We start from the raw sequence: 25,100 nt of genomic DNA, 5'->3' as shown, positions 1-25,100 counted from the left end.
TGTGCTAGGCACCGAAGGTGAGGAAGAACGACGGCGGGACCTCCCGCCGTCGTCCGCATTCCCCACGCGGTGATTTCCTACGACGTGCGGAGCTGGCCGAGGCAGTAGTTCTTGACGCAGTGCCGGACCGGCCGCGGCAGCCGTGGATACACCAGGGCGGACCACCTGGTGGTGCGGTCGAACAGGCGGCTGTGGCGGTCGCTCCACGGCAGCCCGAAGCCGGCGCGCAAGTGGTCTGGCAGCAGACCGGCGGTGACGAACCGGATCAGCGGCATGCTTAGGCGCAGCCAGATCGGCCCGGCGGGCGGGTACAGGAGGTCGCGGGCGACGGCGGTGGTAACGGCGTCCAGCTCCAACGTCCGAAGGGACGCGTCCCAGTACGTCCTGAAGGCTGCGCGGTCGGCCGGCCATTGGTCCGCCGGCAGTTGCAGGACGGTGCCGATTCTTGCGTAGTCGCTGTACATGAGGTCGGCTGTATCGTCATCCAGCGGGCCGTAGATTATTTCGTAGACGGTGATGGCGGTGTCGTACAGGGTTGCCACCACCCATAATTGCGCCTGGGCATCGAACGCGCTGTACCCGTGGGAACCGGCGTCAGGCTTGCGGCGGACCGCCGAGTGGGCCCGGTTCACACTTCGGCGAACGGCCGAGACCTGGTCCTCGGTTCCGTAAACCACCGCGTAGACGTAGGTGACGGTGGCCCGAAAGCGGTCCAGCGGCCGGGCCACAAAGTCACTGTGCTCGGCGACGCCATGGCCCACAGCGGGGTTCGCGATCTGCAGGAGGATGGCGCGGCCCGCCCCGGCGAGCAATACGCCTTCAGCGCCGATATCGGCCAGGTTCCGCACCATGGACCCACGATACCGGAGAAGACCACCGCGCCCGGAGGGCAGTACTCCCCAACTGTTGCGGGAACAAAGCGCACCGCCCGGACCGTTGACGTATCTGCGACCCGCTGCCCGCGCAACCGGCGGCACCCTAGTGAACGGAACAACATGGTCAGGGCTATCTGGAACGGAAAAGTCATTGCCGAGTCTGCAGACACGGTAGTGGTTGAAGGCAACCACTACTTCCCGCGCGATGCCGTCAATGCTGGCTACCTCAAGGACAGCGACATGTACTCCGTCTGCCCATGGAAGGGACAGGCCAGCTACCACACCCTGGAAGTGGACGGGAAGCTGAACGTCGATGCTGCCTGGTTCTACGGCGAGCCCAAGACGCGAGCGAAGCCCATCGAGGACCGGATCGCCTTCTGGCGCGGCGTGATCATCGAGGAGTAGCCCCGCAACTTTTTGGAGCGGACGACGGCAGAACCTCCCGCCGTCGTCCGCTTCCAAACCGTTGAACATCTACGCCGACGGCGAGATGATCGCCCCGCTTCCGGCAACGGTTGAGATTGTCCCGGCCGCGGTCAAGGTCCTCGTCCCCCGGAACTCCTCGGTATTCTCCTAACGTCCGGCGGCCAAAGCGCCCACCAATTCGGGGAGGTCCTTCACGCCGGGAAGGATGCGCAGGTGCGGGTGGCGGCCCAGCTCCTCCGCGCCGAGCTTCCCGGTCAGGACCCCGACGCCGGCCACGCCGGCATTTGCCGCGGCCTGCAGATCGTTGACGGTATCGCCGGCCGCCAGTACGGCGCCCACGTTCAGGACGCCCGTGCGCTCCATGGCGCGGTGGATCAGGTGGGGAGCCGGCCGTCCGCGGGGCACCTCGTCCGAGGTGACGACGGCGTCCAGGAGCTCGCCGTCGCCCACGCGCCAGCCCAGGGTGGCCAGCAGCGGATCAGCCACATCCCGCGAGAATCCGGTGGTCAGCGCCACCTTGATTCCCATGGATTTCAGCGTCCGCAGCGCGTCCTCCACACCGTCCAGGGGAACGGGCGCGTTCGCGGCGTAGAGGGCCGCCAGGATCTCCTGGAAGCGGATGAAGGTGCGCGCCACGAGCCCGGATTCGGCGGCAATGCCACGAAGTTCCAGCAGCGCTGCGATGGCTTCCGTCTTATCCGCGCCCATCCACGTCTGGAGGTCCGCGGGGGACACGTCGGCACCGGCCTCGCGGACGGACTCGTCCAGGGCGCGGTAGACATCACCGTGTTCGTCGATGGTGGTTCCGGCCATGTCGAGGGCGACAAGTTCAATCATTGCGGCGTTCCTTACGCGGTAGTCGGCACGCGCATCAGGTTGGCGCGGTGCTCGCTGGTGTTTTCGATGGTGAAGTTGGTCAGGCCGGGGATGTACCTGTCGTCGGAGTACTCGATCGGTTCCCCGGCCGCGGATGAGGTCAGGCGCCGTTCGCGGAGCAACGGCGAGCCGGGTTCGACGCCGAGCAATTCCACGTCCAGTCCCTCTGCCGCCACGGCGTCAATGGTGTGCCGGCCCCGGCTCAGGTCCACTCCCTGGCTCTTCAGGAAACTGAAGATGGACCCGCCGTCCGTATCGAAGTCGAAGAGCAGCCGGCCGACGTCGAGGACAAAGCTTGTCCGCTCCACCATGGCCGGCGCGTCTCCCAGAAGCCGCAGCCGCAGCACCTCCACCACGGGCTCGCCCGTTTGGATACCCAGTTGGGCTGCCACGTCGGCCGAGGCCGGGCGGCGGGCGATCTCCCTGGTCTGCTGTCCCGGTCTCTGGCCGATGGATCCGGCCCACTCGGTAAAGGACATAAAGGTAGTGAACGGCTGGGACACTGCCGCACGTCCGGCGACAGGCTGCTTGCCGCGCCCACCCAGGATGAGGCCTTCCGTGCGCAGTGCCGAGAGTGCCTGCCGGACGGTTCCCCGCGATGCGTCGAATTCCCGGCAAAGCTCTGCCTCGCTGGGAATCCGGAATCCCTCAGGCCAGGTGCCCGACGTGAGCCGGGTACGAAGTTCGTCGGTGAGGCGCTGGTGGAGAGGCTGAAGCTGCGATACAGACATGACTTGATCATACAAGTTGACATCCCGGCATTCCACGCCCTTCTGGCATCTCGGATGAATATGGCATTAACTCCTTGGGGCCTCAGTGAACAAACCGTAAACTTGTTCAAACAAGTACCATTTTGGCTTGATTGGCATAGCCCGGGCGGCCACTATCGTTCTTGTGAATACCGACAACCTTCAAAGCAAGCCCGACAGCGGCGTCCCCTCCTCCGTGGACGTTGTCGTGGTCGGGGCGGGCATCGTGGGCCTGGCCCATGCCGCCCTTTCCGCCGAGCGCGGGCTCTCCGTGCTGGTCATCGACCGCGACCACCGGGCCGTGGGCGCCTCTATCCGGAACTTCGGACACTGCTGCATCACGGCGCAGACCGGCGACTTGTATGAGCTGGCCGTCACCGGCCGCAAGCACTGGTTGGACTTCTCGGAACGCGCCGGCTTCTGGGCCAGCGAGTCCGGGGCCGTGGTGGTGGCGCGCACCGCAACAGAACTGCGCGTCCTGCAGGAGCTCGCGGAAAGCCGCGAACCCGGCCAGATCGTTCTGCTCAATGCCGCGGAAACGTCCGCCCGGCTGGGGAAAGTGGCTGCAGCGGAGGTACTGGACGCAACTGAAGGTCCCGTCGTCGTCGGCGGCGCATGGCTGCGCGATGACCTCCGCGTCGATCCCCGGACCACGGTGGCGAGCCTCGCTGCGTGGCTGGATTCGCGTCCGGATACGTCCGTACGGTGGAACACGTCCGCCGTCGGCTTTGGCGCAGGGACCGAACGGACAGCCCTGGTCCGCACAAGCCGCGGCAATGTGGAAGCCGACCACGTCTTTGTGTGCGTGGGCCACGACGTGGACCTGCTCTTCCCGGAACTTGCCGAAGGGCACAGGATCGAACGCTGCTCGCTCCAGATGGCAGCAGCAACTGGCCCCGAAGGTTTGGACCTAGAACCGGCAGTCCTGACCGCCACCTCCATGCTCCGCTACGGCGCCTTTGTGGAGATGCCGTCCGCGCCGGAACTCCTCGCAGAGGTCCAGGCACAGGATCCGGCCCTCCTGGACATCGGCGCCAACGTGATGTTCACCCAGCGCCCTGACGGCACCCTGCTGCTGGGCGACTCCCACACCTACCAGAAAACCGCCGACCCCTTCCTGGCAGAGTCCACCACAGCGCTCCTGCTGGACCGGATCCAGGACGTCCTGGGGGTCGAATCCCTTGACATCAAGGAACGCTGGCAGGGCATTTACGCCTCCAGCGAGGTGGGCCCGATGCTTGTTGCCGGCGTTGCCCCCGGCGTCACTGCCGTGTCCGTCACCGCGGGAATCGGCATGACCGTTTCCTTCGGCCTGGCGGCGCGCAACGTCTCCACCCTCCCCTGATCTTCCATCGCGTTACGCCCCAAAACCCTCAAGGATCCCCATGAAAACCCGTTACCTCGCCCTGATTCCGGCTGCCCTGCTCGCCGCCGTCGGCCTGTCCTCCTGCGCCAGCACGGAGGTCCAGAACGCTTCAGCCACCGCCCCCGCGTACTGCGCCGACGGCCCCATCAAGTTCGGCATCGAACCCTATGAGGACCCGGCCAAGCTCGAACCCGCCTACCGTGTCCTGGCGGACGCCATGGAGGAGAAGCTGGGCTGCGAGGTGGACGTCCAGGTTGTGGAGGACTACTCGGCAGAGGTGCTGGCCATGGCCAACAACCGCCTGGACATCGGGCAGTTCGGACCCATGGGCTACGTCTTCGCCAGCACCAAGGCGGGAGCGGAACCCATCGCTTCCTTTGGAACGGCCGACGGCGAACTCAGTACCTATACCGCCGGCATCTGGGTGCCCAAGGACTCCGCCATCCAGTCCATCAACGATCTCAAGGGCAAGGATGTGGCACTCGGAGGCATCGGATCCACCTCCGGCGATGTCCTCCCCCGCTATGGGCTCAAAAAGGCCGGCATCAGCGAATCAGACCTCAACATCAACTACGCCGGCGGGCACCCCGAAGCCCTCCTGGCCCTGGCCAACGGGACAGTGGACGCCGCCCAGATCAATTCCCAGACCCTTGCCTCGGCCACAGCCGCGGGCACGTTCAAGCCTGATAATTTCCGGCAGGTCTGGATCTCGGACGCCATCCCCAATGATCCCATTACCATCCGTGGAAACGCTGACCCGGCCCTCAAGGAAGCCGTCCGCGACGCACTGATTAACCTCCCCGCCGAGGCCATCGAAGAAGTGGGCGCCTTCCTGGACGTCACGCCTCCGGGCCCGCTGCTGGCCGTCACCAAGGAGACCTACCAGCCGCTGTTCGATCTCGCCGCCACCATGGGACTGACCGAGGAAGACCTGTGACAGCGGTCCAGGTGGCTGGCCTGACCAAGGCCTACGCGGGGACCACAGTACTGGACGGCGTCGACTTCACCGTCCGGGCAGGGGAACTGCTCGCGTTCCTCGGCGCCAACGGCTCGGGAAAGTCCACCACCCTCAAATGCGTCATCGGGCTGACCCGTCCGGACGCCGGCACCATCCGGGTCCAGGGCAAGGACCTGGGGACCTTCCAGGGCCGGGCGCAGACGCTGGCACGCAGCCAGGCGGCCATGGTGTTCCAGAAAATCCATCTTGTTCCGCGCCGGACGGCCCTGGACAACGTCTGCTCCGGCGGACTCCTGCGCGTCCGAGGCCTCGCGGCGGTCAGCCCGGCGTTTTTTGCCAAAGAATTGAAGGAGGAAGCCATGGCATGCCTGGACCGGGTAGGACTGGCGGGGATTGCCCTGGAACGGACGGGAAAGCTGTCCGGCGGGCAGCAACAGCGCGTCGCGATTGCCCGGGCCCTCTGCCAGCGCGCTTCGGTGCTGCTCGCGGACGAACCCGTCTCCGCCCTGGACCCGCACGCAGCTGAACAGGTCATGGCGCTGCTGGCCGAACTTGCCCACACGGAGAACCTCGCCGTCGCGGCGGTGCTCCACCAGCCGGACCTCGCGATCCGTTACGCGGATCGCGCCATCGGTCTCCTCAAGGGAAAGATTGCGTTCGACGGCGGCCTGGCCGGCCTGACGGACGATGTCCTGGACACGCTGTACGCACCGGACCGGGTTGCAGCATGAGCGCCCCCGCTCTCCCCCGGGCACGGCGCCAGTGGACCCGTACCGGGACCATGGCCACCGTCGTCGTCATCCTCATAGCCATGCATGCGGTGGCTTTGGAGAGCACGGAGTTCAAACCTGCGCTGCTGGTTGACGGCGCCCAGGGCATGGGGCGGTTCCTCGCCGAGGCGTTCCCGCCGGACCTGAACTGGGAGAAGGTGCTGAAGCCCAGCCTGGAAGCAACGCTGGTGACACTGTGGATCGGCCTGCTGGGAACCACCCTGTCCGTTCCCACCGCCCTCCTGCTGGCCGCGCTGGCCTCGGAAACCACTTCCCCGCATCCAGTGGTGTACCAGGCGGCGCGTGCAGTGCTGTCCTTCTTCCGGGCGGTGCCTGACGTTGTATTTGCCCTGATTTTTGTCACCGCCGTGGGGCTGGGCCCCTTCGCCGGCGTATTGGCCCTGATCTGCCACAACACCGGGGTGATGGGGAAGCTCTGGGCCGAGGCCATGGAGGAAAGCGACCAGGGACCTGTCCAGGCGCTTGCCTCCGCCGGTGCAAGCAAACTGCAGCAGACGTTCCACGCGAGCATCCCGCTGGTAGTCCCCCAGTTCGTGGGGCTGCTCCTCTACCGGTTCGACGTGAACGTGCGGTCCTCGCTGGTCCTGGGCCTGGTGGGCGCCGGCGGCGTGGGCCTGCTCATCAACCAGGCCATTAAGTCGTTCCAGTTCGATCAGATGCTCACGCACATCATCGTGGTGCTCGTCCTGATCGTGGTGGTTGACCAGGCGTCGGCCCTGATCCGGCGCAGGCTCGCCTGACCTGCGCCTCCGGAATCAGAAACAGCGGACGACGCCGGGACCTCCCGCCGTCGTCCGCTTCCGCTGAGGGGTACCCAAGGAGCGTCCCGGAAGTTGACACCAGCAGGTGCGTGCGGTTGACTTTTGCATATGCTGAAATAACAGTTCCATGATGCGGAATATAGTATCCGTATAGCCTTACACCGTGGATGCCAGCATCGAAACACACGAGGACCTGTCTCATGCCCCTTGAACAGTTCAACGCGGCCAGCCGCACGGAGGCCGCCGATTTCCTGCGCCCCTGCCTGGACATCCAACGCTGGATCGACGAGCTCGCCGGCGCGCGTCCCTATTCCAGCCTCGACGCGCTCCTGGCGGCAGGCCGCGGCGCAGCCAACCCTTTCACCCCGGCAGAGATCGAAGCAGCTCTCGCCCACCATCCGCGGATCGGTGAGCGGGCGCAGGGCGACAGCGCGGAAGCGAAGCTGTCCCAGTCGGAACAGGCCGGATTGGGCGTGGCCGACGCAGCCGTGGCCGAGGCCCTGGCGGAAGGCAACCGGGCCTACGAGGAGAAGTTCGGGCAGGTGTTCCTGATCCGCGCTGCGGGCCGCAGCCGCGAGGAGATCCTTGCCGCCCTCAACACCAGGCTCGCCCACACCCCCGAAGCAGAACAATCAATCATTGGCCAGCAGTTGCGGGAAATCGCAGTGCTCCGACTCGAAGGACTGATGGGCACATGAGCATTTCCCACGTCACCACCCATGTACTCGATACCGGCTCCGGGAAACCGGCGGCTGAGGTCCCGGTAACCCTCCACGTGCTCGACGGCGAGCGTTGGGTCCGGATCGCCGACGGCGCCACCGACGCGGACGGACGCATCAAACAACTCGGACCGGACCGGTTGCCTTCCGGGACCTACCGCTTGGCCTTCGACACAGGCAAGTACTTCGCCGCCAGCGGCACCGAAACGTTCTTCCCGGAGGTGACCCTCACGTTTGGCGTGGTGGAGTCGGAGCCCCACTACCACGTGCCGCTCCTGCTGAGCCCGTTCGCCTATTCCACCTACCGGGGCAGCTGAGCACAGCCGAACCTGTTAGAACGAACCTGACAGAACCTGCCACAACAGGAAGGGTCCGCGGCGACGCCGCGGGCCCTTTCGCGTGCCCTGTCGCCCGACTCCTCAACCCCTCCACGTCCGCCGCAGCCGCGCCGCCGGCGGGATCCCCACACCCGCCGCAGTCACAATCGGTGATTTGGCCCGGGTGGGCCACAACGGTAGAAATTCCTTGACAGTGGCACGGGTCACTTCTATTCTGAATTTTGGGATCCCAAACTGGGATCCCAAAAAGAATTGCGATCCGGATCCCGAGCCGCAGTTCATCGCCCGGCCCATCCGGATCAGGACCCAGGACGCCCCACCAGCCGGCTTTCTGCCCCGCGAACACACAAGCCTTTCACCCTGTCTGCAATCTTCCTCTCTGCAAAGGAGAAGTTGTGTCTCATCAAAATATTGAAACCGCAGTACCGCTCCCCGACGACAAAACCGGCAAGGACGGCGTGCAACGTCGCACCAACGTCCGCTGGAAAATGTTCCTGCTCCTGCTGGTCCTCGTCGCCGTCAACTACATCGACAGGGGCTCCATCTCGGTGGCACTGCCGATCATCCAGAAAGAATTCAACCTCGCCCCCGAGCTCGTGGGCCTCCTGCTCTCCGCGTTCTTCTGGACCTACGCGTTGATGCAGGTCCCGGTAGGCCTCCTGATCGACAAATTCGGTCCCCGCAAGGTCATGACGGCGTCCTGCGTCGGCTGGGGCGCAGCAACGGCAGCCTCCGGCCTGGCCGGCGGCTTCCTCAGCATGTTCATTGCCCGGATGGGCATCGGCGTCACGGAAGCCGGCGTCATGCCGGCCGGCGGCAAGCTCAACGCGATCTGGATGCACAAGTCAGAGCGTGGACGCGGCGCCACGATCCTCGACGCCGGCGCGCCCCTGGGTGCCGGCCTGGGCGGCATCATCATTGCCGGCCTGATCGCCTCCACCGGCAGCTGGCGCCTCGCGTTCATCATCGCCGGCGCCGCCACCGTCCTGATGGGCCTGGCGGTCTGGTGGTACGTCCGCGATAATCCCCGCCAGCACCGGGGTGTAAATGACGCCGAGGCCGAATACATTGAGGCCTCCCACGCCGCGGAGGACGCTGCGGCCGAGCTCGACGGCAGCAAGGGCAAGCGCGCCCTCCTGCCGTACCTGAAGTTCCGCTCCTTCTGGGCTATGTGCTTCGGCTGGCTGGGCTTCAACGGCGTCTTCTACGGACTGCTGACCTGGGGACCGCTCTACCTGGCCCAGGACAAGGGCTTCGACCTCAAGACCATCGGCTGGTCCACCTTCTTGATCTTCGGCGCCGGCTTTGTCGGCGAAATCCTGGGCGGTGCGATCGCCGACAAGTGGCAGTCCACCGGCGCCTCCGCGAACCGTGTGATGCGCACGCTCCTGGGCACCTCCAGTGTGGTCGTGATCGGCGGCCTGATCGGCGTCACTGTCGTGACCGATCCCACCACCGCCGTCGTCCTCCTGTCCGTGGTCATGTTCTTCCTCCGCTGGGTGGGCCTGTTCTGGAGCATCCCCTCCATCCTGGGCGGCCGGACCAACGCCGGCGTCCTGGGCGGCGCGATGAACTTCAGCGGCAACATCTCCGGCTTCGTGACCCCGATTGCGGTCGGCCTGATTGTCGGTGCCACCGGCTCGTACACTTGGGCGCTGCTGTACTTCGTGGGCTCCGCGATCATCATGGGCGTCTCCGTCCTGACCCTGAACTACAACAAGCGGCTACCTGTCTAAGCTAGCCACACGCACCTGTTCCTGAAGCCGGGAACGCAATGCCAGACAAGAACCGAAAGTGGAGAAGCATGCATAGCGCAGAAGAGACCCAGGACAAGGAACGCCCGCTTCGGGAGGCTGTCCGGGACACCCTCCGCAACAGGATCTTTGAAGGGCATTACGTTCCCGGCACCAGGCTGGTGGAACGCGACCTCGCCGCTGAATTCAACGTGTCACGGCTTCCCGTCCGCGAAGCGCTCCGCATGCTGCGCCAAGAAGGGCTCATCAGCGACCGCGGAGCCCGCGGAGCCGAGGTCAGCACCCTGAGCCCCAAGGACGTCGAGGACCTGTTCGACGTCAGGCAGTCCCTCGAGGTGCTTGCCTGCCGCCTGGCCGCCGCCCGCGCCACCCCCGAAGACCTCAGCGGCCTCCAAGCTCTGCTGGATGAGGCAGACCGCTGCCTGGCCAAGGGCGCCATCCTGGAAGCCCACCGGGCCAACAGCGAATTCCACGATGCCATCACCCGGATCGCGGACAACGGCTTCCTCAAGTCCGCGCTGGAGCCGCTCCAGGGCCGCATGCACTGGCTCTTCCGCCACGTCAGCGACCTGCCGGAGCTCATCGAAGAACATCGCTCCCTCTACGCCGCCATCGCCAGCGGCGACCCGGAACGGGCAGCCGCCCAATCGGCGTCGCACATCGGCAAATACCGCGAACAGTTTCCGGAGGATTTCAGCCGGACAGAACCCGCCCTTCATCGGAAGAACTTATGAAACTTCTTGTCATCAACCCCAACATCAGCGACGACGTTACCGCCCTGATCGAAGCGGAGGCCCTCCGCTCAGCGTCCCCCGGAACAGAACTTGTGGTCCGGACCGCCGAGTACGGCGTGGAATACATTGAAACCCGCTTTGAGTCCCTGATCGCGGCGGGAGCCGTCGCCGAAATCATCGCCGAGTACACCCGTGACGGCGCCAGCGTCGACGGCGTTGTCGTGGCCGCATTCGGCGACCCCGGGATGCCCGCACTGAAGGAACTCACCGACGTCCCTGTTATCGGAATCACCGAGGCGGCACTCTGCGCAGCCGCCCTGCAGGGGCACCGGTTCTCCATCATCGCCATCTCGGACCGGATCCGGCCCTGGTACCGGGACTGCGTGGAGCGCTTCGGGCTCGGCGGCCGGCTGGCATCGATCCGCTCCATCAACGAAGCCCTCAACGGCATCGCCTCGGTGCAGCAGGACTTCAAGGCAACCCTGCTGGCACTCAGCCACCAGGCCGTCACCAAGGACGGGGCCGACGTCGTGATCCTCGCCGGAGCACCGCTCGCCGGCCTGGCCCGCGAACTTCGCGGGCAGATCGGGGTCCCCGTGGTGGACGGTATCTCCGCAGGCATCCGCATGGCAGAAGCGGTCGTCGGGCTCGATTCCGGGCCGCACCGCGCCGGCGCCTTCGCTCCGCCGCCGGCCAAGTCCCGCCGCGGCCTCTCGGAGAACCTGGATGCCGCCCTCACCACCGCGCAGAACGCCGCCGCGCACGATCCCGCCCGCAGCGGCGCCACCCGGCCGGCCTCGCCCGCACGGGCCAACTAGCTACTTCTACTTAGGAGGACACCGATGTCCGACACCCCAGAACTCGTCATCGCCAACGGCACCGTGGTCAACAGCTTTGGCCGCCAACAGGCCCACGTTGTGGTCCGGGAGGGCCGCATCGACCGGCTGGTGGACGCCGCCGGGCCCGTCCCCGCCGCTACGCGCATCATCGATGCCGCCGGCCGGCTGGTCATTCCCGGCGGCGTCGACGGACACTGCCACGTGGCCCAGATCACCGGGCGGTTCCGCACCCTCGATGACTACCGGACCACGTCGACGGCCGCTTTGTGGGGCGGCACCACCACCATCATCGACTTCGGCATTCCCCGTGACGCCCGCGAAACTCCGCTCGCGGCCGTCCTGCACAAGAAGGAACTGGCCCGCGAGTCCCGGTGTGACGTCGCGCTGCACGGCTCCGTGGTCAGCTGGGACGAAACCGTGCCCTGGCAGTTGGAGCAGCTCGCCGCCGAGGGCGTCCGGTCCGTCAAGATGTACACCACCAACCGCGGCACCACGATGGCGGACGGGGACACCATCCTGAAGGTCATGCGCGAGATGGTCCGTCTGGACGGCCTCACCTACATCCACGCCGAGCACGACCCCATCGTCGCGGACTGCACCCAGCAGCACGCGGACGACGGCCGGATCGGCATCGAGCACCTGCACCAGACCCGCCCCGAACTGGCCGAAGAGGTCTCCGTCAAGGAAACCCTGGCCATGGCCGAATACACCAAGGCGCCGGTCTACTTTGTGCACCAGTCAACGCCCGGCGCCGTGGATCTGGTCACCGAGGCCCGCGGCCGCGGCCAGGAGGCCTATTCCGAGACATGCCCGCACTACCTCACGCTGGACGACAGCGTCTACGGCTCGGTGATGCCGGAGTGGTACGCGTGCTGCCCGCCGATGCGCAGCGCCGAAACCGTGGCCGCGCTGAAGGACCGGCTGGCCGCGGGTGCCATCCACGCCGTCGCCTCGGACCACTCCTGCTATGACCTCACGCAGAAGCGGGAGCGAACGGACGACATCCGCGAAATGCCGCACGGACTCCCCGGGGTGGAAACCCGGATGCCTGTCACGTTCACCGCCATGATGGATTCGGCCAGCGGAGGAGAGCGCCGGGTGGAGGACTTCGTCGAAGTCTTCGCCGCCGGCCCGGCCCGCATCAACGCCCTCCCCCGCAAGGGAACCATCGCGCCGGGGTTCGACGCCGACGTCGTCATCTTCGATCCCGCCGAGGAACGCACCGTCGACGGCGTCGCTCTCCACATGGGTACTGACTTCTCGCCGTTCGAAGGGAAGACGCTGTCCGGTTGGCCCGCCGTCGTGGTCTCCGCAGGCCGTGTGGTGCTGGACGACGCCGGTTTCCATGACCCCGGGGCTGTTGGCCGCTTTGTGGCCCGCAAGGGATTCACCGAACACCGCGACGCACTGTCCTGGCCCCAGGAATCCCGTCCCGCCGTCTACGCCGCCAGTTAGGAAACCCCGATGCCAAGCCAAACACGCAAAACCCGCATCGGCATGATCGTGCCGTCCTCCAATACCTGTCTGGAGCCGCAAAGCTACCGGATTTTGGGCGAGCGGGACGACGTCACCATTCATTCCACCCGGATCCCGGTCACCCGGATTGCTCTGGATGACTCTTCGGACAAACAGTTCGACTCCAGCGTTATGCGCACCGCCGCGGAGCTGCTGGCCACCTCGGATGTGGATGTCATTGCCTGGAACGGAACCTCGGGGTCCTGGCTCGGAGCAGAGCATGACCGCACCTTGGTGCAGGAGATCACCGACGCCACCGGGATCCCTGCCACCACGTCCACGCTGGCCTACCTGGAGGCGTTCAAATCATTCGGCACAGAGCGGATCGGGCTCTTCACCCCGTACACCGCCGATGTCAACGAGGCGATCATCCGGTCCTACGAACAGGACGGCATCAAAACAATCGACAACCGCTTCCTGGGCCTGAGTGACAACGAGTCCTTCGGCCGGGTCACGGATGACGAAATGCGGCCGGGTTCGCTGGAGCTCGCCGCGTCCAAGCCGGATGCCTTGATCTACCTCTGCACGAATCTATACGGCGCCAACATCGCGGCCGAGATCGAAGCCGGCACTGGCGTTCCGGTGTTGGATTCCGTGGCCGTCACCCTGTGGCACTGCCTCAAGATGGCGGGTGCACCGGGGCTGGATCCGCGCTGGGGCAGGCTCCTCACCTCTGCCTGAGCTGGCGCTTCAGGCCATCCCCATTGGCTGCCGGGGCCCATAACCCCTGGCAGCCGATTGTGACCGTCCGTTCGCCTTGACGCGCGGATCGCCGCTTAGATAATCTCGAGATGCAATAAAATTTTCTCACACAACGAAAATTTGAGCCAACTATTCAACGATGAAAAGAGGCTGGACGTGGCTGCAGGAGAAGAGACCTCCCATATCCTCAGCGGGTTGACAAACCAGCTGCCCGATCGTGATCCGGAAGAGACCGCCGAATGGCTGGAGTCCCTGGATGCCCTGATTCAGGAACAGGGCACCGAGCGTGCCCAATACATCATGCGCAGCCTGCTGCAGCGCGCAGGCGCGCAGAGCGTCGGTGTTCCGATGGTGACCACCACGGACTACGTGAACACCATCCCGGTGGATCAGGAAGCTCCGTTCCCGGGGGACGAGGAGATCGAGCGGAAGTACCGGGCCTGGTTGCGCTGGAACGCGGCCATCATGGTGCACCGGGCGCAGCGGGCCGATATCGGCGTGGGCGGACACATCTCCACTTACGCCGGTGCCGCCACCCTGTACGAAGTCGGGTTCAACCACTTCTTCCGCGGCAAGGACCACCCCGGCGGCGGTGACCAGGTCTTCTTCCAGGGCCACGCCTCCCCCGGCATGTACGCCCGCGCATTTATGGAAGGCCGGCTATCCGAGGAGGACCTGGACGGATTCCGGCAGGAAAAGTCCAAGGAAGGCCACGCGCTCTCCTCCTACCCGCACCCGCGCCTGATGCCGGACTTCTGGGAATTCCCCACGGTGTCCATGGGCATCGGCCCGATGAACGCCATCTACCAGGCGCAGTCCAACCGCTACCTGCACAACCGCGGCATCAAGGACACCTCGGACCAGCAGGTCTGGGCGTTCCTCGGCGACGGCGAAATGGACGAGCCCGAGTCCCGCGGCCTGCTCCAGCTCGCCGCGAACGAGAACCTCGACAACTTGAACTTTGTGATCAACTGCAACCTCCAGCGCCTGGACGGTCCCGTCCGTGGCAACGGCAAGATCATGCAGGAACTGGAAGCGTTCTTCCGCGGCGCGGGCTGGAACGTCATCAAGGTGGTCTGGGGCCGGGAGTGGGATGACCTGCTCACCAACGACGCCGACGGCTCGCTGGTGAAGATCATGAACGAGACCCCGGACGGGGACTACCAGACCTACAAGGCAGAATCCGGCGGGTTCGTCCGCGAGCACTTCTTCGGCAAGTCCCCGCAGACCAAGGACATGGTCGCGGACCTGTCCGATGACGAGATCTGGAACCTCAAGCGCGGCGGCCACGACTACCACAAGGTCTACGCCGCGTATAAAGCAGCCACCGAATTCAAGGGCAAGCCCACCGTGATCCTGGCCAAAACGGTCAAGGGCTACGGACTCGGACCCCACTTCGAGGGCCGCAACGCGACCCACCAGATGAAAAAGCTCACCCTCGATGACCTGAAGAAGTTCCGCGACTACCTCCGGATCCCCATCACGGACGAACAGCTCGACGCGGACCTCTACCGGCCCCCGTACTACCACCCCGGCATGGACTCCCCTGAGATCCAGTACCTAATGGAACGCCGCCGCGCACTCGGCGGCTTCGTCCCCGAACGCCGGCCGGACCACGCGCCGGTGGAGCTGCCAGACCCCAAAACCTATGAGGTTGCCAAGCGCGGTTCCGGGAAGCAGCAGGCCGCCACCACCATGACTTTTGTGCGCCTGCTCAAAGACCTGCTCCGGGATAAGAAGTTCGGACACCGCATTGTCCCGATCGTTCCGGATGAGTCCCGAACCTTCGGCATGGATGCGTTCTTCCCCACGGCCAAGATCTACAACCCGGACGGCCAGGGCTATCTCTCCGTGGACCGGGACCTGGTCCTGGCCTACAAGGAATCGGCCCAGGGCCAGCTGATCCACCCCGGCATCAACGAGGCAGGCGCCGTCGCAGCGTTCACCGCCGCCGGCACCGCCTACGCCACCCACGGCGAACCGCTGATCCCGATCTACGTGTTCTACTCGATGTTCGGGTTCCAGCGCACCGGCGACGCCTTCTGGGCAGCCGCGGACCAGATGACCCGCGGTTTCATCATCGGCGCCACCGCCGGCCGGACCACCCTGACCGGTGAAGGCCTCCAGCACGCCGACGGCCACTCCCCGATCCTCGCCTCCACCAACCCGGCCGTGGTCACTTACGATCCGGCCTACGGGTACGAGATGGGCCACATCATCCGGGACGGCATCGAGCGCATGTACGGGCCGGCCGCAAGCGGCGAAGGAACCGGACCTGCATCCGATAAGAACCTGATGTACTACCTCACGGTCTACAACGAGCCCATCTCCCAGCCGGCCGAACCCGAGAACCTCGACGTCAACGGTGTGCTGAAAGGCATCTACCGGGTGTCGGCGTCGGAGCTTGAAGGGCCCAAGAGCCAGATCCTGGCCTCCGGTGTCTCCGTCCCCTGGGCCCTGGATGCCCAGAGGATCCTCGCCGAGGACTGGGGCGTCTCCGCCGACGTCTGGTCCGTGACGTCCTGGAACGAACTGCGCCGGGACGGGCTCGCCGCGGAGGAGGACGCCTTCCTGAACCCGGGCCAGCCCGCCCGCGTACCGTTCGTCACGCAGCAGCTCGCCGATGCGCAGGGGCCCGTGGTGGCGGTGACCGACTACATGAAGGCGGTGCCGGACCAGATCCGCCAGTTCCTCCCGCACCAGTTCGCTTCGCTCGGAGCAGATGGCTTCGGCTTCTCCGACACCCGTGCCGCAGCCCGCCGCTTCTTCAAGAACGACACCCACTCGATTGTGGTGAAGACTCTGCAGCTGCTGGCTTCGCGCGGCGAGGTGGACGGCGGCGTACCCGCCTACGCGATGGACCGTTATAAGCTCCTGGACGTCAATGCCGGGACCACCGGTGGCGCGGGCGGCGACTCCTGACCCCTTCATCCATACAACAGTTGACGGCAGTGTTCCCCGGAACACTGCCGTCATCTGTCATGTGGCTGGATAGGCTGGGGCGATGGCTGACCTGGACAAACAACGCACGACGGCGGTGCTGCTTGCCGCCGGCGCCGGGACGCGGCTGGGGCTCGGCCCCAAGGCGTTACTCCGGTTCCAGGGCCGCACCCTCGTTGAAGTCCTGGCAGACGTGCTGCTCGCAGGCGGCTGCCGGGAAGTGGTGACGGTGCTCGGCGCGGACGCGGAAACGGTCCACACCGCCACCGATCTCAGCCAGCACCGGGTCATCGACAACCCGGACTGGGACACTGGAATGGGAAGCTCGTTCCGGGCGGGAGTCGCCGCAGCAGCCCCGGAGGACCATGTGCTCATCGCGCTCGTGGATCAGCCCGGCCTGACCACCGAGACCGTCGCCCGATTGCTGGCATCCCACCGGCCTGGCCGGGTGACGGCGGCCGCCTACCGCGGCCCCGCCGGAAAACTCCAGCGGGGACATCCGCTGCTTCTGGACTCCAGCCTCCGCGCTGAAGCCGCGGAAACGGCAACGGGCGACGCCGGGGCCCGCCATTTCCTCCAGGCCCACCCGGAACTGATAGACCTCGTGGACTGCGGCGACCTCTCCGCCGGCGAAGACCTCGATTCGCCCGAGCATCTGCACCTTCTCGATTAGCGGTCCAGCGACGCTGTCGCGCCGTGGTGGGACAAAGTTGAGTGTTCCACGCGGCTGGCTTCTGGCGGTGGGCGCGTGTCCGCGCCCAAACGCGACAGTGTGATTCAATCTTCCGGGCATGCAAAATCCGCCACCGAAACGGACGCCCGCCCGGGCGGAACCCCGGTGCGGACGTGCGCTTCCGTAGCGGAAAGGTGTCGCTTCTTCTTCGTTAGCCGCGGCCGATGAACGGCATGCCCGCAGCAGTGATCACCACCGAGCCCACACTGGCCGACGGCGGCATTCCTGCCATCAGGAGCACGGCACGCGCGGCGTCCTGCACCGGGAACGTGGGCTCCACCCTGCGGCTGCCGTCCGCCTGCAGGGCACCGGAGTCCACACCAATGGTGGCCATGATGTCCGTGGCCGTGTTGCCGATGTCGATCTGGCCGCAGGTGATGCCGAAGCCCCTGCCGTCCAGCTCTATGCTCTTGGTCAGACCCGTCATGGCATGCTTGGTGACCGTGTAGGCCACCGTCCGCGGCCGCGGCGAATGCGCTGAAATGGACCCGTTGTTGATGATCCGGCCGCCTTGCGGCTCCTGGGATTTCATGGCCCGGACGGCCGCGGCGGCGCACAGCATCGAGCCGGTGAGGTTCACCGCCACCACGGCGTCCCAGTCGGCGACGCTGATTTCATCCACCGACGCGGGCGGGCCGAACACGCCGGCGTTGTTGAACAGGAAGTCAACCCTCCCCCACTTCCCGAGGGCGGCAGCGAAAAGGCGCTCGACGTCGTCGGGCACTGTTACGTCGCAGGGCACCGTCAGCGCCTGGCGGTGGCCGGCAGCGGACTCCAGCAGCGGAGCCTCACGGCGGCCGGCCAACACCACGCGGTACCCGTCGGCCAGCAGGAGCCGCGCCACCGCCCTGCCAATCCCGGAACCTGCACCGGTCACGACGGCGACCGGCCCCGGCCGGTGGGGTGGTACGGGCCGGTGGGTTGCAGTCATGGGTCGCTCCTTGTGTTCATGGCCAGACTAAGATGCAGCGGGCACTTCCGCCGCCGTTATTGCCAGCCTATGACTGTCGCTGGGATTGTGCCGGAAACCGGCAGGAGCGTCATTGCATCTGTTTCCATAATGCGGAAGATAGGTATCGAGTAGTGAAATAACGGTATGACCTGGATCACGCATCAGTCAAGGGGTCGCCGAATCACGACCGGTCACAAACGGTTGCTTCGACAGCAACGCGGGGTCAGATACGGCCCAATAAACCCCGCTCCATGGGCCGCATCTGACCCCACGTTGGTCTTAGTGGGAGGGGACCAGCCCTGCCTCCTTCAGGCCAACGTAGATTTTGTCCCGTCCGATCGGCAGCTCGCCGAACCTGACCCCCGTGGCGTTCCGGATCGCGTTGGCCAGGGCCGGAGCCACGGGGTTGAACGGGCTTTCGCTCATGGATTTCGCGCCGAGCGGGCCAACCTGGTCGTTGGTGGAGGCGAAGTAGACCTCGCTGCGGGGCACGTCCGCGAAGGACGGGATGTGGTACTGCCGCAGGATGTCCGTGGTGACCCGGCCGGCGTCGTCCACGCGCACTTCCTCATACAGCGCCGCACCGAGCGCCTGCGCGATGCCGCCCTCGATCTGGCCGCGGCACTGCCGCGGGTTGACCACCACGCCGGCATCGGCGGCCTGCACACTCTGCAGGATCCGCAGTTCCCCCGTGCCGGTGTTGACCGCCACCCGGAAGCCGTGGACATTGAACGCCACCGAGCGCGGGGTCCCGTCCCAGTTGCCCTCGGCGGCGAGCTGCACGCCTTGGTGCCGCGCGGCGTCGTGGATGTCCGTGAGCGGAACCCGCCGCCCGGCACAGTCCACGCCGCCGTCGTCGAGCACGCACCCGGATTCCGCGACGCCGGTCAGGGCAGCCGCGACGGTGACGATCCGGGAGGCGAGCTCGGTCGCCGCGAGGAGAGTCGCCTTGCCGGCCACCACCGTTCCGGCCGAGCCGAACGCGCCGGTATCGTGCTCCACCAGGTCCGTGTCGGACTGCCGAACGGCCACCTTGCCGGCCGTCGTGGACAGTGCCGTCGCGGCCAGCTGGGCGTGCACCGTGGTGGTGCCGTTGCCGAATTCGGCGGTCCCGACGTCGGCCCCGAACGTGCCGTCCGGGAGCAGGCTTACGCGGGTGTGGGCGAAGTGGCCGCGGGGCGGGACGGTGTCGATCATGGACAGCGCGGAACCTTCGCCGGTGGCCCAGTCCGGCCCGAGGTCATCGAGGCCGGCGTCGCGGTAGCGCTGTTTGCCGCGGTCCAGGGCATCACGCACCAAAGAGATGCACTGGTCCAGGCCGTAGCTGCCGTAGTGGACGTCTTCCTCCGGTTCGGGCGTGGTGGAGAGCATGTCGTCCCCCTCGCGCACCATGTTCCTGAGCCGGAATTCCAGGGGATCCATACCGATGCCAACAGCCAGCTCATCGATGGCCGACTCGATCGCGAAGATCGTCTGGCTCAGCCCGTAGCCGCGGAAGGCCCCGGCGGGCACGGTGTTGGTGTAGACGGCGTGTGCGTCCACTTTCTTGTTGTCGCACTTGTACACGGCCAGCGATTCGCCGCAGCCGTGGAACAGAACGCCTGGGGCGTGGTTGCCGTAGGCGCCGGTGTTGGTGACCACGTCCAGCTGCAGCGCGGTGAGGAGTCCGTCCTTGCTGGCGCCTGCCTTGAGCTTGATGGTGAAGGGGTGCCGGGTGGTGGCGGCCGTGAACTGTTCCGTGCGGGTGAACTCCAGCTGCACGGGCCGGCGCAGCGCGAGCGCGGCGAGGGCAACGAGGTCCTCGGTGAGCATTTCCTGCTTGCCACCGAAGCCGCCGCCCACGCGTCCGGCGACCACGCGGATGCGGTCCTCGTGCAGGTCGAAGACGCGGCCCAGGGTGCGCCGGACCAGGAACGGCACCTGGCTGGAGGAGCGGACCACAAGGCGGTCTTCGTCGTCGAACCAGGCAATGGAGGAGTGCGTTTCCATGGCAACGTGCTGCACCCGCTGGGTCCTGTAGGTGTGTTCGTGGATGAAGTTGGCAGCGGCGAAGCCGTCCGCCACGCTGCCCAGTTCCGAGTGCAGCTCGACCACCACGTTCTGCCGCGGGCGCGAGATCCTGGCCTTTACGGCGTCCTTGTCCCCGTGCAATGCCGGGGCGCCGGGAAGCATGGCGTCCTGCGGGCTGAAGACGGTGTCCAGCAGCTCGTATTCCACCTGCAGGGCACGGGCTCCGGCCTCGGCGGCGCCCACGGATTCGGCCACGACGGCGGCGACCCGCTGGCCGATGAACCGCACCACGTCATCGAGCACGCGGGTGTCGTCTGGATCGTCCGTGTACAACTCGTGCTGGGCGGTGGAGAAGAACTGCGCCGGGGCGTCCTCGTGCGTGAAGACCGCCACGACGCCGGGCACCTGGAGTGCGGCGTTTTTGTCGATGGCGACGATCCGCGCGTGGGCGTGGGGTGAGCGGAGCAGTTTCAGGTGCAGCAAGCCCTGGAGCTCTTCGGCCGGGACGTCAAGGGTGTAGCGGGCGGTGCCGGTAACGACGGCGGTGCCCGCCGGGGCGGGCACGTTGTCGCCGAGCTGCCCGGCCCGGGATGCGGTGGCGCCGGCCGTGCCAGCCGCCGCGCCGGCGTCGTAATTGTGCTTGTCGCGGGTCCCGCACACTGCGTCGGCGATGGAACGGTAGCCGGTGCAGCGGCACAGGTTGCCCTTGAGGCTGCGGGGCAGATTGGCCTTCTGTTCGTCGTCGAACGTGGCTGCGGTCATCATCATGCCGGCCGTGCAGAAGCCGCATTGGAAGCCCTGTTCGGCCAGGAACTGCTCCTGCACGGGGTGCAGACCGCCGCCCTTGGCGAGCCCTTCGATGGTGGTGACGGCCTTGCCCTCGGCGCGGACGGCCGGGTAGATGCAGCTGTGTACCGGGGTGCCGTCCACGTGGACGGTGCAGGCTCCGCAGTCGCCGCCGTCGCAGCCCTTCTTGACCCCGAAATTGCCCTGTTCGCGCAGGAAGGTGCGCAGGCACTGGCCGGGGCGGGGGCCGGCCGAGGTGGCGGTGCCGTTGATTTCGATTGCCATGCTCAGCCCTCCTTCTGCTGCGGGTTCTGGGTTGATGGGTGTTATGGTTGCGCGCTCGGCTGCGGCGACGTGGCGTGCGGCGGGCCGGAAGGTCCGGTCCAGAAATCGCCCGAAACGGTGAGCCGTTCTTCAAGCAGTTCCGCACGGATCTCCTCCGCGAGCCGGAGGGTCATGTCCCGGCGCCACTCGGGCAGCCCGTGGATGTCGTTGTGGTACAGCTCCGCCGGGATGGCCTTCCCGACGGCGGCCGCCAGTGCCGTGGGGCCAGGCATCTTGGCGGCGGTGAACCGCAGCTGCACGGGGCGTTTGGTGGCGGCGGTGACGGTGATAACCAGGCCGCCGTCGGCGTCGCGCCGTCCGATCAAGAGCACCCCGGAGCGGCCGAGGTTGCTGAGCGAGAGCCGGCGGAAGGCCACCTTTGACGACAACGACGACGCCGGCAGGTGGATGCTGCGCAGGAGCTCGCCGGGTGCCAGGCTGTTTTGCCCGTCCCCGGTGACGAACGTGGCCACCGGGACCGTGCGGCTGCTGCCGCCGGGGCCGAGGATGGTGGCGGTGGCGTCCAGCCCTGCGCAGAGCGAAATCATGGGACCGGCCGGGAGCGAGGTGCACAGGTTGCCGCCCACGGTAGACATGTTCCAGACCTTGAACGAGGCCACGAAGGAGTCGCAGGAGGGGCGGACCAGATCCAGGGCGGGCCAGTCCCGGCCCGCCACGGCATCCGAAGCCGGCAGGGCGTAGAGCTCGGCCACGGTGCAGGTGGCGGCGAGTTCGATTCCGGCGTCGCCCACGGTCACGGCCGGCCAGCCCGCTTCGCCCAAATCCAGCAATCGCTTCAGGACGGTACTGCCGTAGGAGAACAGGACGGTGCCCCCGGCCAGCCAGGCATCACCGTCGCGCCAGTCGGCCGGGTCCGTAGTGGTGACAACGGCCTCGATGGTGTTCATGTCCATGGGTCCTCCTGGCGGGGTTCGTGCGCAGAGCGTGGTTCTGATGTGGGGTGGATGGGGCCGGAGCCGTCCTTGAGCGGCGCCAGCGAGGCCTGGCTGTGTCCGGCCCGGCCACGGGCGGCGATGATCTCGGCCGTGATGGACACCGCGACCTCGGCGGGCGTGACGGCGCCAAGGTCGAGGCCGATGGGCGAATGCAGCCGTTCCAGCGCTTCCGCCGGGGTGCCGTCCGCGAGCAGCGCGTCGATGCGCTGGCGGTGGCTGCGGCGCGAGCCCATGGCGCCCACGTAGGCCAGCCGCAGGCGGAGAGCGGTTTCCAGCAGCGGGATGTCGAATTTGGGGTCGTGGGTCAGCACGCACACCACGGTGCGGCCGTCCACGCGTCCCGCGGCTGCTTCTGCGGCAAGGTAGCGGTGCGGCCAGTCAGTGACCACGTGGTCGGCGGCGAGGAAGCGGCTTTGCCGGGAGAACGCGGGGCGGGCATCGCAGAGCGTGACGTCATAGCCGAGGAGTTTGCCGGCCGGGAGCAGCGCGGCGCCGAAGTCGTTGGCCCCGAAAATGAGCATGCGTGCGACGGGGAGCCGGCTTTCCACGAAAAGGGTGATGGGTTCGGGGCGGGTCTGGTCCGTGCTGTCGGAGCAGCCATCGGGTGGTGCCAAGCGGACCAAACCGGTGCGGCCGCCTTGGAGCAGTGGCTCGAGCTGGGCGGCTGCCGCGTAGACAGTAGCGGGATGGTCACCCACCAGCCGGGCAAGTTCCGGGGACTCCATGGCGCGGAACCGCACAGGATCCTGCACGACGACGACTCCCCCGCCGGCGTCGAGCCTGCGGATCAGTGCCACGGCCGCGGTGGAATGATGGCCCGCCAGGCTGTTCAGCATGGCGACGTCCATGGCCTCCAACGAGTATCCGAGCGGCTGGATGTGGACTTCCAGCTCCCCTCCACAGCTCAGCCCGACGGCGAACGCGTCCTCGGCACTGTAGCCGAACAACTCAAGGCGGCTGCCGCCGTCGCGCATTGCCGCAAGGGCGGCGTCCACCACGGCGCCTTCCACGCATCCTCCGGAGAGGCTGCCGAGGACGTCCCCGTGCTCGGAGACCACCATGGAGGTGCCGAGCGGCCGGGGCACGGAGCCGCCCGCGGCAACGATGGTGGCGACGGCGCAGCGCTGGCCGGAGACCGCGGGCCGCCAGCTTCCCAGTGAAGGTATTAGGTCCAGCATGGCAACACGTCCTTTACCACTGAGGTCCCGGACGGAAAGCTTGTCCGGAGCAGTACGAGGTCATGCCTCATAATCTCATTCCTTGCTGGTGTAGAGGGAGAGTGAAGGGAGTTGTTTAAGAGGACCGGGGCGGGGCCTCTAATCCCGCCCCGGTCCGTGACGGAGCAGCCGCACTCCACCGCCGCCCGCCGTCGTGGGTTCCGGTGCTGCGGACCACGGCGGCGGACGCCTACTCAATGCGGTGGGTGCGGATGGACCGCCGTTTGAGCCGCCCGCATGGGCGGTTACGCCGGGGGCCTACACGCCCATCAGGGCGTTGATGGGTCCCCGGGCGAAGTAGATGATGAAGCCCGCGGTGACTACCCACATGAGCGGATGGACCTTCCTGCCCCTGCCGGACGCCGCGCTGACCACGGCGAAGGAGATGAAGCCGACGCCGATTCCGTTGGCGATCGAGTACGTCAGCGGCATGGTCACGATGGTCAGGAAGGCCGGCAGCGCAATGGCGAACTTGGTGAACTTGATCTCGCTGATCTGCGCCATCATCATCGCGCCCACCACCACCAGGGCGGCTGCTGCCACCTCGAGCGGCACCACCGAGGTCAGCGGCGTAAAGAACATCGAGCCCAGGAACAGCACGCCAGTGACCACGGAGGCCAGGCCGGTGCGGGCTCCTTCGCCGATGCCGGCCGCGGAGTCGATGTACACGGTGTTGGACGAGCCCGACGTCGCACCGCCGGCTACCGCACCCAGGCCTTCGACGATGAACGCCGACTTCAGCCTGGGGAACGTGCCGTCCTTGTGCGCCACCCCGGCGCTCTTCGCGAGACCGGTCATGGTGCCCATGGCGTCGAAGAAGTTGGTGAACACCAGGGTGAAGACGAGCATCGTGGCGGCGAGGCCACCGATCCGCGAGAACGAGCCGAAGATGTCGAACTGGCCCACGAGGCTGAAGTCCGGGGCGGACACCAGCTGGCCGGACAGCACGGGGGTGTTGAGGTGCCAGCCGCCGGGGTTGTCGGCGCTGCCGGGTCCGATGCGGAACACGGCCTCAGCAACAGCCGCGAGGGCAGTGGTGGCGACAATTCCGATCAGAATCCCGCCCTGGACCTTGCGTGCCACGAGGATGCCCATGGTCAGCAGGCCCACAACGAATACAAGCGTGGGGATCGAGGTAATGGATCCGTCCGTTCCAAGCTGGACCGGCGGACCGCCCTTGGTGGCACGGACAAAGCCGGAGTCCACAAAGCCGATGAAGGCGATGAACAGGCCGATGCCCACGGTGATGGCGGCCTTCAGCTCCTTGGGAACGGCCCGGAAGATGGCAGTCCGCAACCCGGTGGCGCCGAAGATGACGATCAGGATGCCGTTGATGACCACGAGGCCCATGGCTTCAGGCCAGGTGACTTCCTGGATGACGGCCACGGCCAGGAACGAGTTGATACCCAGCCCTGCCGCGAGGCCGAACGGAAGGTTCGCGATGAGCCCGAACAGGATGGTCATCACGCCGGCCGTAAGCCCGGTCACAGCGCCCACCTGGGCGGCAGAGAGCCATCCGCCGGCAACGTCTGTGGGGGCCTTATCCGCGCTGAAGCCGCCCAGGATCAGCGGGTTGAGGATGACGATGTACGCCATCGTGAAGAAGGTGACCAGGCCGCCACGGAATTCGCGGGCCAAGGTGGATCCGCGTTCGGTGATCTGGAAGAAGCGGTCCAGGGCGGCGTTGGTTACCGGAGGCTTGGCCGGCTGCTTTAACCGCTTGACCTGGGGTTCTCCGCTTTCCGGTCCGACGTGCTGCCCGTCAATGATTGTCATGTC

General features: G+C 66.5%; 22 protein-coding genes. 14 read left to right on the top strand and 8 right to left on the bottom strand.

Annotated elements, in window-relative coordinates; translation table 11 throughout:
* Positions 1-77 precede the first annotated feature (77 nt).
* The gene (locus tag ACZYZ4_RS00625; RefSeq protein ID WP_463857283.1) at positions 78-851 is read right to left on the bottom strand and encodes an oxygenase MpaB family protein; all 774 of its coding nucleotides are present in this window, start codon (positions 849-851) and stop codon (positions 78-80) included.
* Between the two features lie 144 nt (positions 852-995).
* Here ACZYZ4_RS00625 and ACZYZ4_RS00620 point away from each other — a divergent pair, with 144 nt between their 5' ends.
* Positions 996-1,280, top strand: coding sequence for a DUF427 domain-containing protein (locus ACZYZ4_RS00620; RefSeq protein ID WP_463857281.1), 285 nt, complete (start codon positions 996-998; stop codon positions 1,278-1,280).
* Between the two features lie 168 nt (positions 1,281-1,448).
* On the opposite strand, the gene ACZYZ4_RS00615 is transcribed toward ACZYZ4_RS00620, so the two are convergent.
* Both ACZYZ4_RS00615 and ACZYZ4_RS00610 read right to left on the bottom strand, forming a co-directional pair.
* Positions 1,449-2,138, bottom strand: a complete 690-nt coding sequence (locus ACZYZ4_RS00615; protein ID WP_463857279.1) for a phosphonatase-like hydrolase — start codon at positions 2,136-2,138, stop codon at positions 1,449-1,451.
* A gap of 11 nt (positions 2,139-2,149) precedes the next feature.
* Entirely contained in the window at positions 2,150-2,908 is a 759-nt protein-coding gene (locus tag ACZYZ4_RS00610; RefSeq protein WP_463857278.1) for a GntR family transcriptional regulator, read from the bottom strand.
* Positions 2,909-3,071: 163 nt separating this feature from the next.
* On the opposite strand from ACZYZ4_RS00610, the gene ACZYZ4_RS00605 reads away from it, so the two are divergent.
* The 13 genes from ACZYZ4_RS00605 to nboR all read left to right on the top strand — a co-directional run bounded on the left by ACZYZ4_RS00605 (position 3,072) and on the right by nboR (position 17,016).
* Positions 3,072-4,271 (top strand): TIGR03364 family FAD-dependent oxidoreductase, encoded by a 1,200-nt coding sequence (locus ACZYZ4_RS00605; RefSeq protein WP_463857277.1) that lies wholly within the window; start codon positions 3,072-3,074, stop codon positions 4,269-4,271.
* Positions 4,272-4,311: 40 nt separating this feature from the next.
* Entirely contained in the window at positions 4,312-5,229 is a 918-nt protein-coding gene (locus ACZYZ4_RS00600) for a phosphate/phosphite/phosphonate ABC transporter substrate-binding protein (protein ID WP_463857275.1), read from the top strand.
* Positions 5,226-5,981, top strand: coding sequence for a phosphonate ABC transporter ATP-binding protein (locus ACZYZ4_RS00595; RefSeq protein ID WP_463857273.1), 756 nt, complete (start codon positions 5,226-5,228; stop codon positions 5,979-5,981). The genes ACZYZ4_RS00600 and ACZYZ4_RS00595 overlap by 4 nt, the downstream gene beginning before the upstream one ends.
* On the top strand, positions 5,978-6,781 hold the full coding sequence (phnE, locus tag ACZYZ4_RS00590; RefSeq protein ID WP_463857271.1) for a phosphonate ABC transporter, permease protein PhnE: 804 nt from the start codon (positions 5,978-5,980) through the stop codon (positions 6,779-6,781). The genes ACZYZ4_RS00595 and phnE overlap by 4 nt, the downstream gene beginning before the upstream one ends.
* A gap of 221 nt (positions 6,782-7,002) precedes the next feature.
* The gene (uraD, locus tag ACZYZ4_RS00585) at positions 7,003-7,500 is read left to right on the top strand and encodes a 2-oxo-4-hydroxy-4-carboxy-5-ureidoimidazoline decarboxylase (RefSeq protein WP_463857269.1); all 498 of its coding nucleotides are present in this window, start codon (positions 7,003-7,005) and stop codon (positions 7,498-7,500) included.
* Entirely contained in the window at positions 7,497-7,838 is a 342-nt protein-coding gene (gene uraH, locus ACZYZ4_RS00580) for a hydroxyisourate hydrolase (protein ID WP_463857268.1), read from the top strand. The genes uraD and uraH overlap by 4 nt, the downstream gene beginning before the upstream one ends.
* A 416-nt stretch (positions 7,839-8,254) precedes the next feature.
* On the top strand, positions 8,255-9,595 hold the full coding sequence (locus ACZYZ4_RS00575) for an MFS transporter (protein WP_463857266.1): 1,341 nt from the start codon (positions 8,255-8,257) through the stop codon (positions 9,593-9,595).
* A gap of 68 nt (positions 9,596-9,663) precedes the next feature.
* A complete protein-coding gene (locus ACZYZ4_RS00570; protein WP_463857264.1) occupies positions 9,664-10,347 on the top strand; it encodes a GntR family transcriptional regulator in 684 nt (227 codons plus the stop codon).
* Complete coding sequence (locus ACZYZ4_RS00565; RefSeq protein ID WP_463857262.1) at positions 10,344-11,165, top strand: aspartate/glutamate racemase family protein; 822 nt, start codon at positions 10,344-10,346, stop codon at positions 11,163-11,165. Before ACZYZ4_RS00570 ends, ACZYZ4_RS00565 begins: the two co-directional genes overlap by 4 nt.
* A gap of 24 nt (positions 11,166-11,189) precedes the next feature.
* The gene (locus tag ACZYZ4_RS00560) at positions 11,190-12,641 is read left to right on the top strand and encodes an amidohydrolase family protein (protein ID WP_463857260.1); all 1,452 of its coding nucleotides are present in this window, start codon (positions 11,190-11,192) and stop codon (positions 12,639-12,641) included.
* A 9-nt stretch (positions 12,642-12,650) separates the two neighbouring features.
* Entirely contained in the window at positions 12,651-13,382 is a 732-nt protein-coding gene (locus ACZYZ4_RS00555) for a maleate cis-trans isomerase family protein (protein ID WP_463857258.1), read from the top strand.
* Positions 13,383-13,559: 177 nt separating this feature from the next.
* Positions 13,560-16,325, top strand: coding sequence for a pyruvate dehydrogenase (acetyl-transferring), homodimeric type (aceE, locus tag ACZYZ4_RS00550; RefSeq protein ID WP_463857872.1), 2,766 nt, complete (start codon positions 13,560-13,562; stop codon positions 16,323-16,325).
* Positions 16,326-16,407: 82 nt separating this feature from the next.
* Positions 16,408-17,016 (top strand): nicotine blue oxidoreductase, encoded by a 609-nt coding sequence (nboR, locus tag ACZYZ4_RS00545; RefSeq protein ID WP_463857256.1) that lies wholly within the window; start codon positions 16,408-16,410, stop codon positions 17,014-17,016.
* 211 nt (positions 17,017-17,227) lie between these two features.
* Here nboR and ACZYZ4_RS00540 read toward each other — a convergent pair whose 3' ends face one another.
* The 5 genes from ACZYZ4_RS00540 to ACZYZ4_RS00520 form a co-directional block, all read right to left on the bottom strand.
* The gene (locus ACZYZ4_RS00540; RefSeq protein WP_463857254.1) at positions 17,228-18,007 is read right to left on the bottom strand and encodes an SDR family oxidoreductase; all 780 of its coding nucleotides are present in this window, start codon (positions 18,005-18,007) and stop codon (positions 17,228-17,230) included.
* 300 nt (positions 18,008-18,307) lie between these two features.
* Positions 18,308-21,109: a molybdopterin-dependent oxidoreductase gene (locus ACZYZ4_RS00535; protein ID WP_463857252.1), complete on the bottom strand. Its 2,802-nt coding sequence runs from the start codon at positions 21,107-21,109 to the stop codon at positions 18,308-18,310.
* 41 nt (positions 21,110-21,150) lie between these two features.
* Complete coding sequence (locus ACZYZ4_RS00530) at positions 21,151-22,062, bottom strand: FAD binding domain-containing protein (RefSeq protein ID WP_463857250.1); 912 nt, start codon at positions 22,060-22,062, stop codon at positions 21,151-21,153.
* Positions 22,053-23,282 carry an XdhC family protein gene (locus ACZYZ4_RS00525; RefSeq protein ID WP_463857248.1) on the bottom strand — a complete coding sequence of 410 codons (1,230 nt, stop codon included), beginning with the start codon at positions 23,280-23,282 and terminating at the stop codon, positions 22,053-22,055. The genes ACZYZ4_RS00530 and ACZYZ4_RS00525 overlap by 10 nt, the downstream gene beginning before the upstream one ends.
* Positions 23,283-23,579: 297 nt before the next feature.
* The gene (locus ACZYZ4_RS00520) at positions 23,580-25,097 is read right to left on the bottom strand and encodes an NCS2 family permease (protein WP_463857246.1); all 1,518 of its coding nucleotides are present in this window, start codon (positions 25,095-25,097) and stop codon (positions 23,580-23,582) included.
* Positions 25,098-25,100 lie beyond the last annotated feature (3 nt).

The organism is Pseudarthrobacter adonitolis (assembly GCF_055412845.1).
The sequence above is the reverse complement of the archived record's forward strand: the minus strand, read 5'-3'. Positions and strand labels throughout refer to the sequence as shown.

What these genes read in the sequence shown, in the direction of transcription:
- ACZYZ4_RS00600 (WP_463857275.1), top strand. Translation starts at nt 4,312, where the DNA reads ATGAAAACCCGTTACCTCGCCCTGATTCCGGCTGCCCTGCTCGCCGCC.
- ACZYZ4_RS00560 (WP_463857260.1), top strand. Translation starts at nt 11,190, where the DNA reads ATGTCCGACACCCCAGAACTCGTCATCGCCAACGGCACCGTGGTCAAC.
- ACZYZ4_RS00530 (WP_463857250.1), bottom strand. Translation starts at nt 22,062, where the DNA reads ATGGACATGAACACCATCGAGGCCGTTGTCACCACTACGGACCCGGCC.
- ACZYZ4_RS00525 (WP_463857248.1), bottom strand. Translation starts at nt 23,282, where the DNA reads ATGCTGGACCTAATACCTTCACTGGGAAGCTGGCGGCCCGCGGTCTCC.
- ACZYZ4_RS00610 (WP_463857278.1), bottom strand. Translation starts at nt 2,908, where the DNA reads ATGTCTGTATCGCAGCTTCAGCCTCTCCACCAGCGCCTCACCGACGAA.
- ACZYZ4_RS00540 (WP_463857254.1), bottom strand. Translation starts at nt 18,007, where the DNA reads ATGACTGCAACCCACCGGCCCGTACCACCCCACCGGCCGGGGCCGGTC.
- uraD (WP_463857269.1), top strand. Translation starts at nt 7,003, where the DNA reads ATGCCCCTTGAACAGTTCAACGCGGCCAGCCGCACGGAGGCCGCCGAT.
- ACZYZ4_RS00555 (WP_463857258.1), top strand. Translation starts at nt 12,651, where the DNA reads ATGCCAAGCCAAACACGCAAAACCCGCATCGGCATGATCGTGCCGTCC.
- nboR (WP_463857256.1), top strand. Translation starts at nt 16,408, where the DNA reads ATGGCTGACCTGGACAAACAACGCACGACGGCGGTGCTGCTTGCCGCC.
- ACZYZ4_RS00570 (WP_463857264.1), top strand. Translation starts at nt 9,664, where the DNA reads ATGCATAGCGCAGAAGAGACCCAGGACAAGGAACGCCCGCTTCGGGAG.
- ACZYZ4_RS00625 (WP_463857283.1), bottom strand. Translation starts at nt 851, where the DNA reads ATGGTGCGGAACCTGGCCGATATCGGCGCTGAAGGCGTATTGCTCGCC.
- ACZYZ4_RS00615 (WP_463857279.1), bottom strand. Translation starts at nt 2,138, where the DNA reads ATGATTGAACTTGTCGCCCTCGACATGGCCGGAACCACCATCGACGAA.
- ACZYZ4_RS00520 (WP_463857246.1), bottom strand. Translation starts at nt 25,097, where the DNA reads ATGACAATCATTGACGGGCAGCACGTCGGACCGGAAAGCGGAGAACCC.
- phnE (WP_463857271.1), top strand. Translation starts at nt 5,978, where the DNA reads ATGAGCGCCCCCGCTCTCCCCCGGGCACGGCGCCAGTGGACCCGTACC.
- uraH (WP_463857268.1), top strand. Translation starts at nt 7,497, where the DNA reads ATGAGCATTTCCCACGTCACCACCCATGTACTCGATACCGGCTCCGGG.
- ACZYZ4_RS00620 (WP_463857281.1), top strand. Translation starts at nt 996, where the DNA reads ATGGTCAGGGCTATCTGGAACGGAAAAGTCATTGCCGAGTCTGCAGAC.
- ACZYZ4_RS00565 (WP_463857262.1), top strand. Translation starts at nt 10,344, where the DNA reads ATGAAACTTCTTGTCATCAACCCCAACATCAGCGACGACGTTACCGCC.
- ACZYZ4_RS00535 (WP_463857252.1), bottom strand. Translation starts at nt 21,109, where the DNA reads ATGGCAATCGAAATCAACGGCACCGCCACCTCGGCCGGCCCCCGCCCC.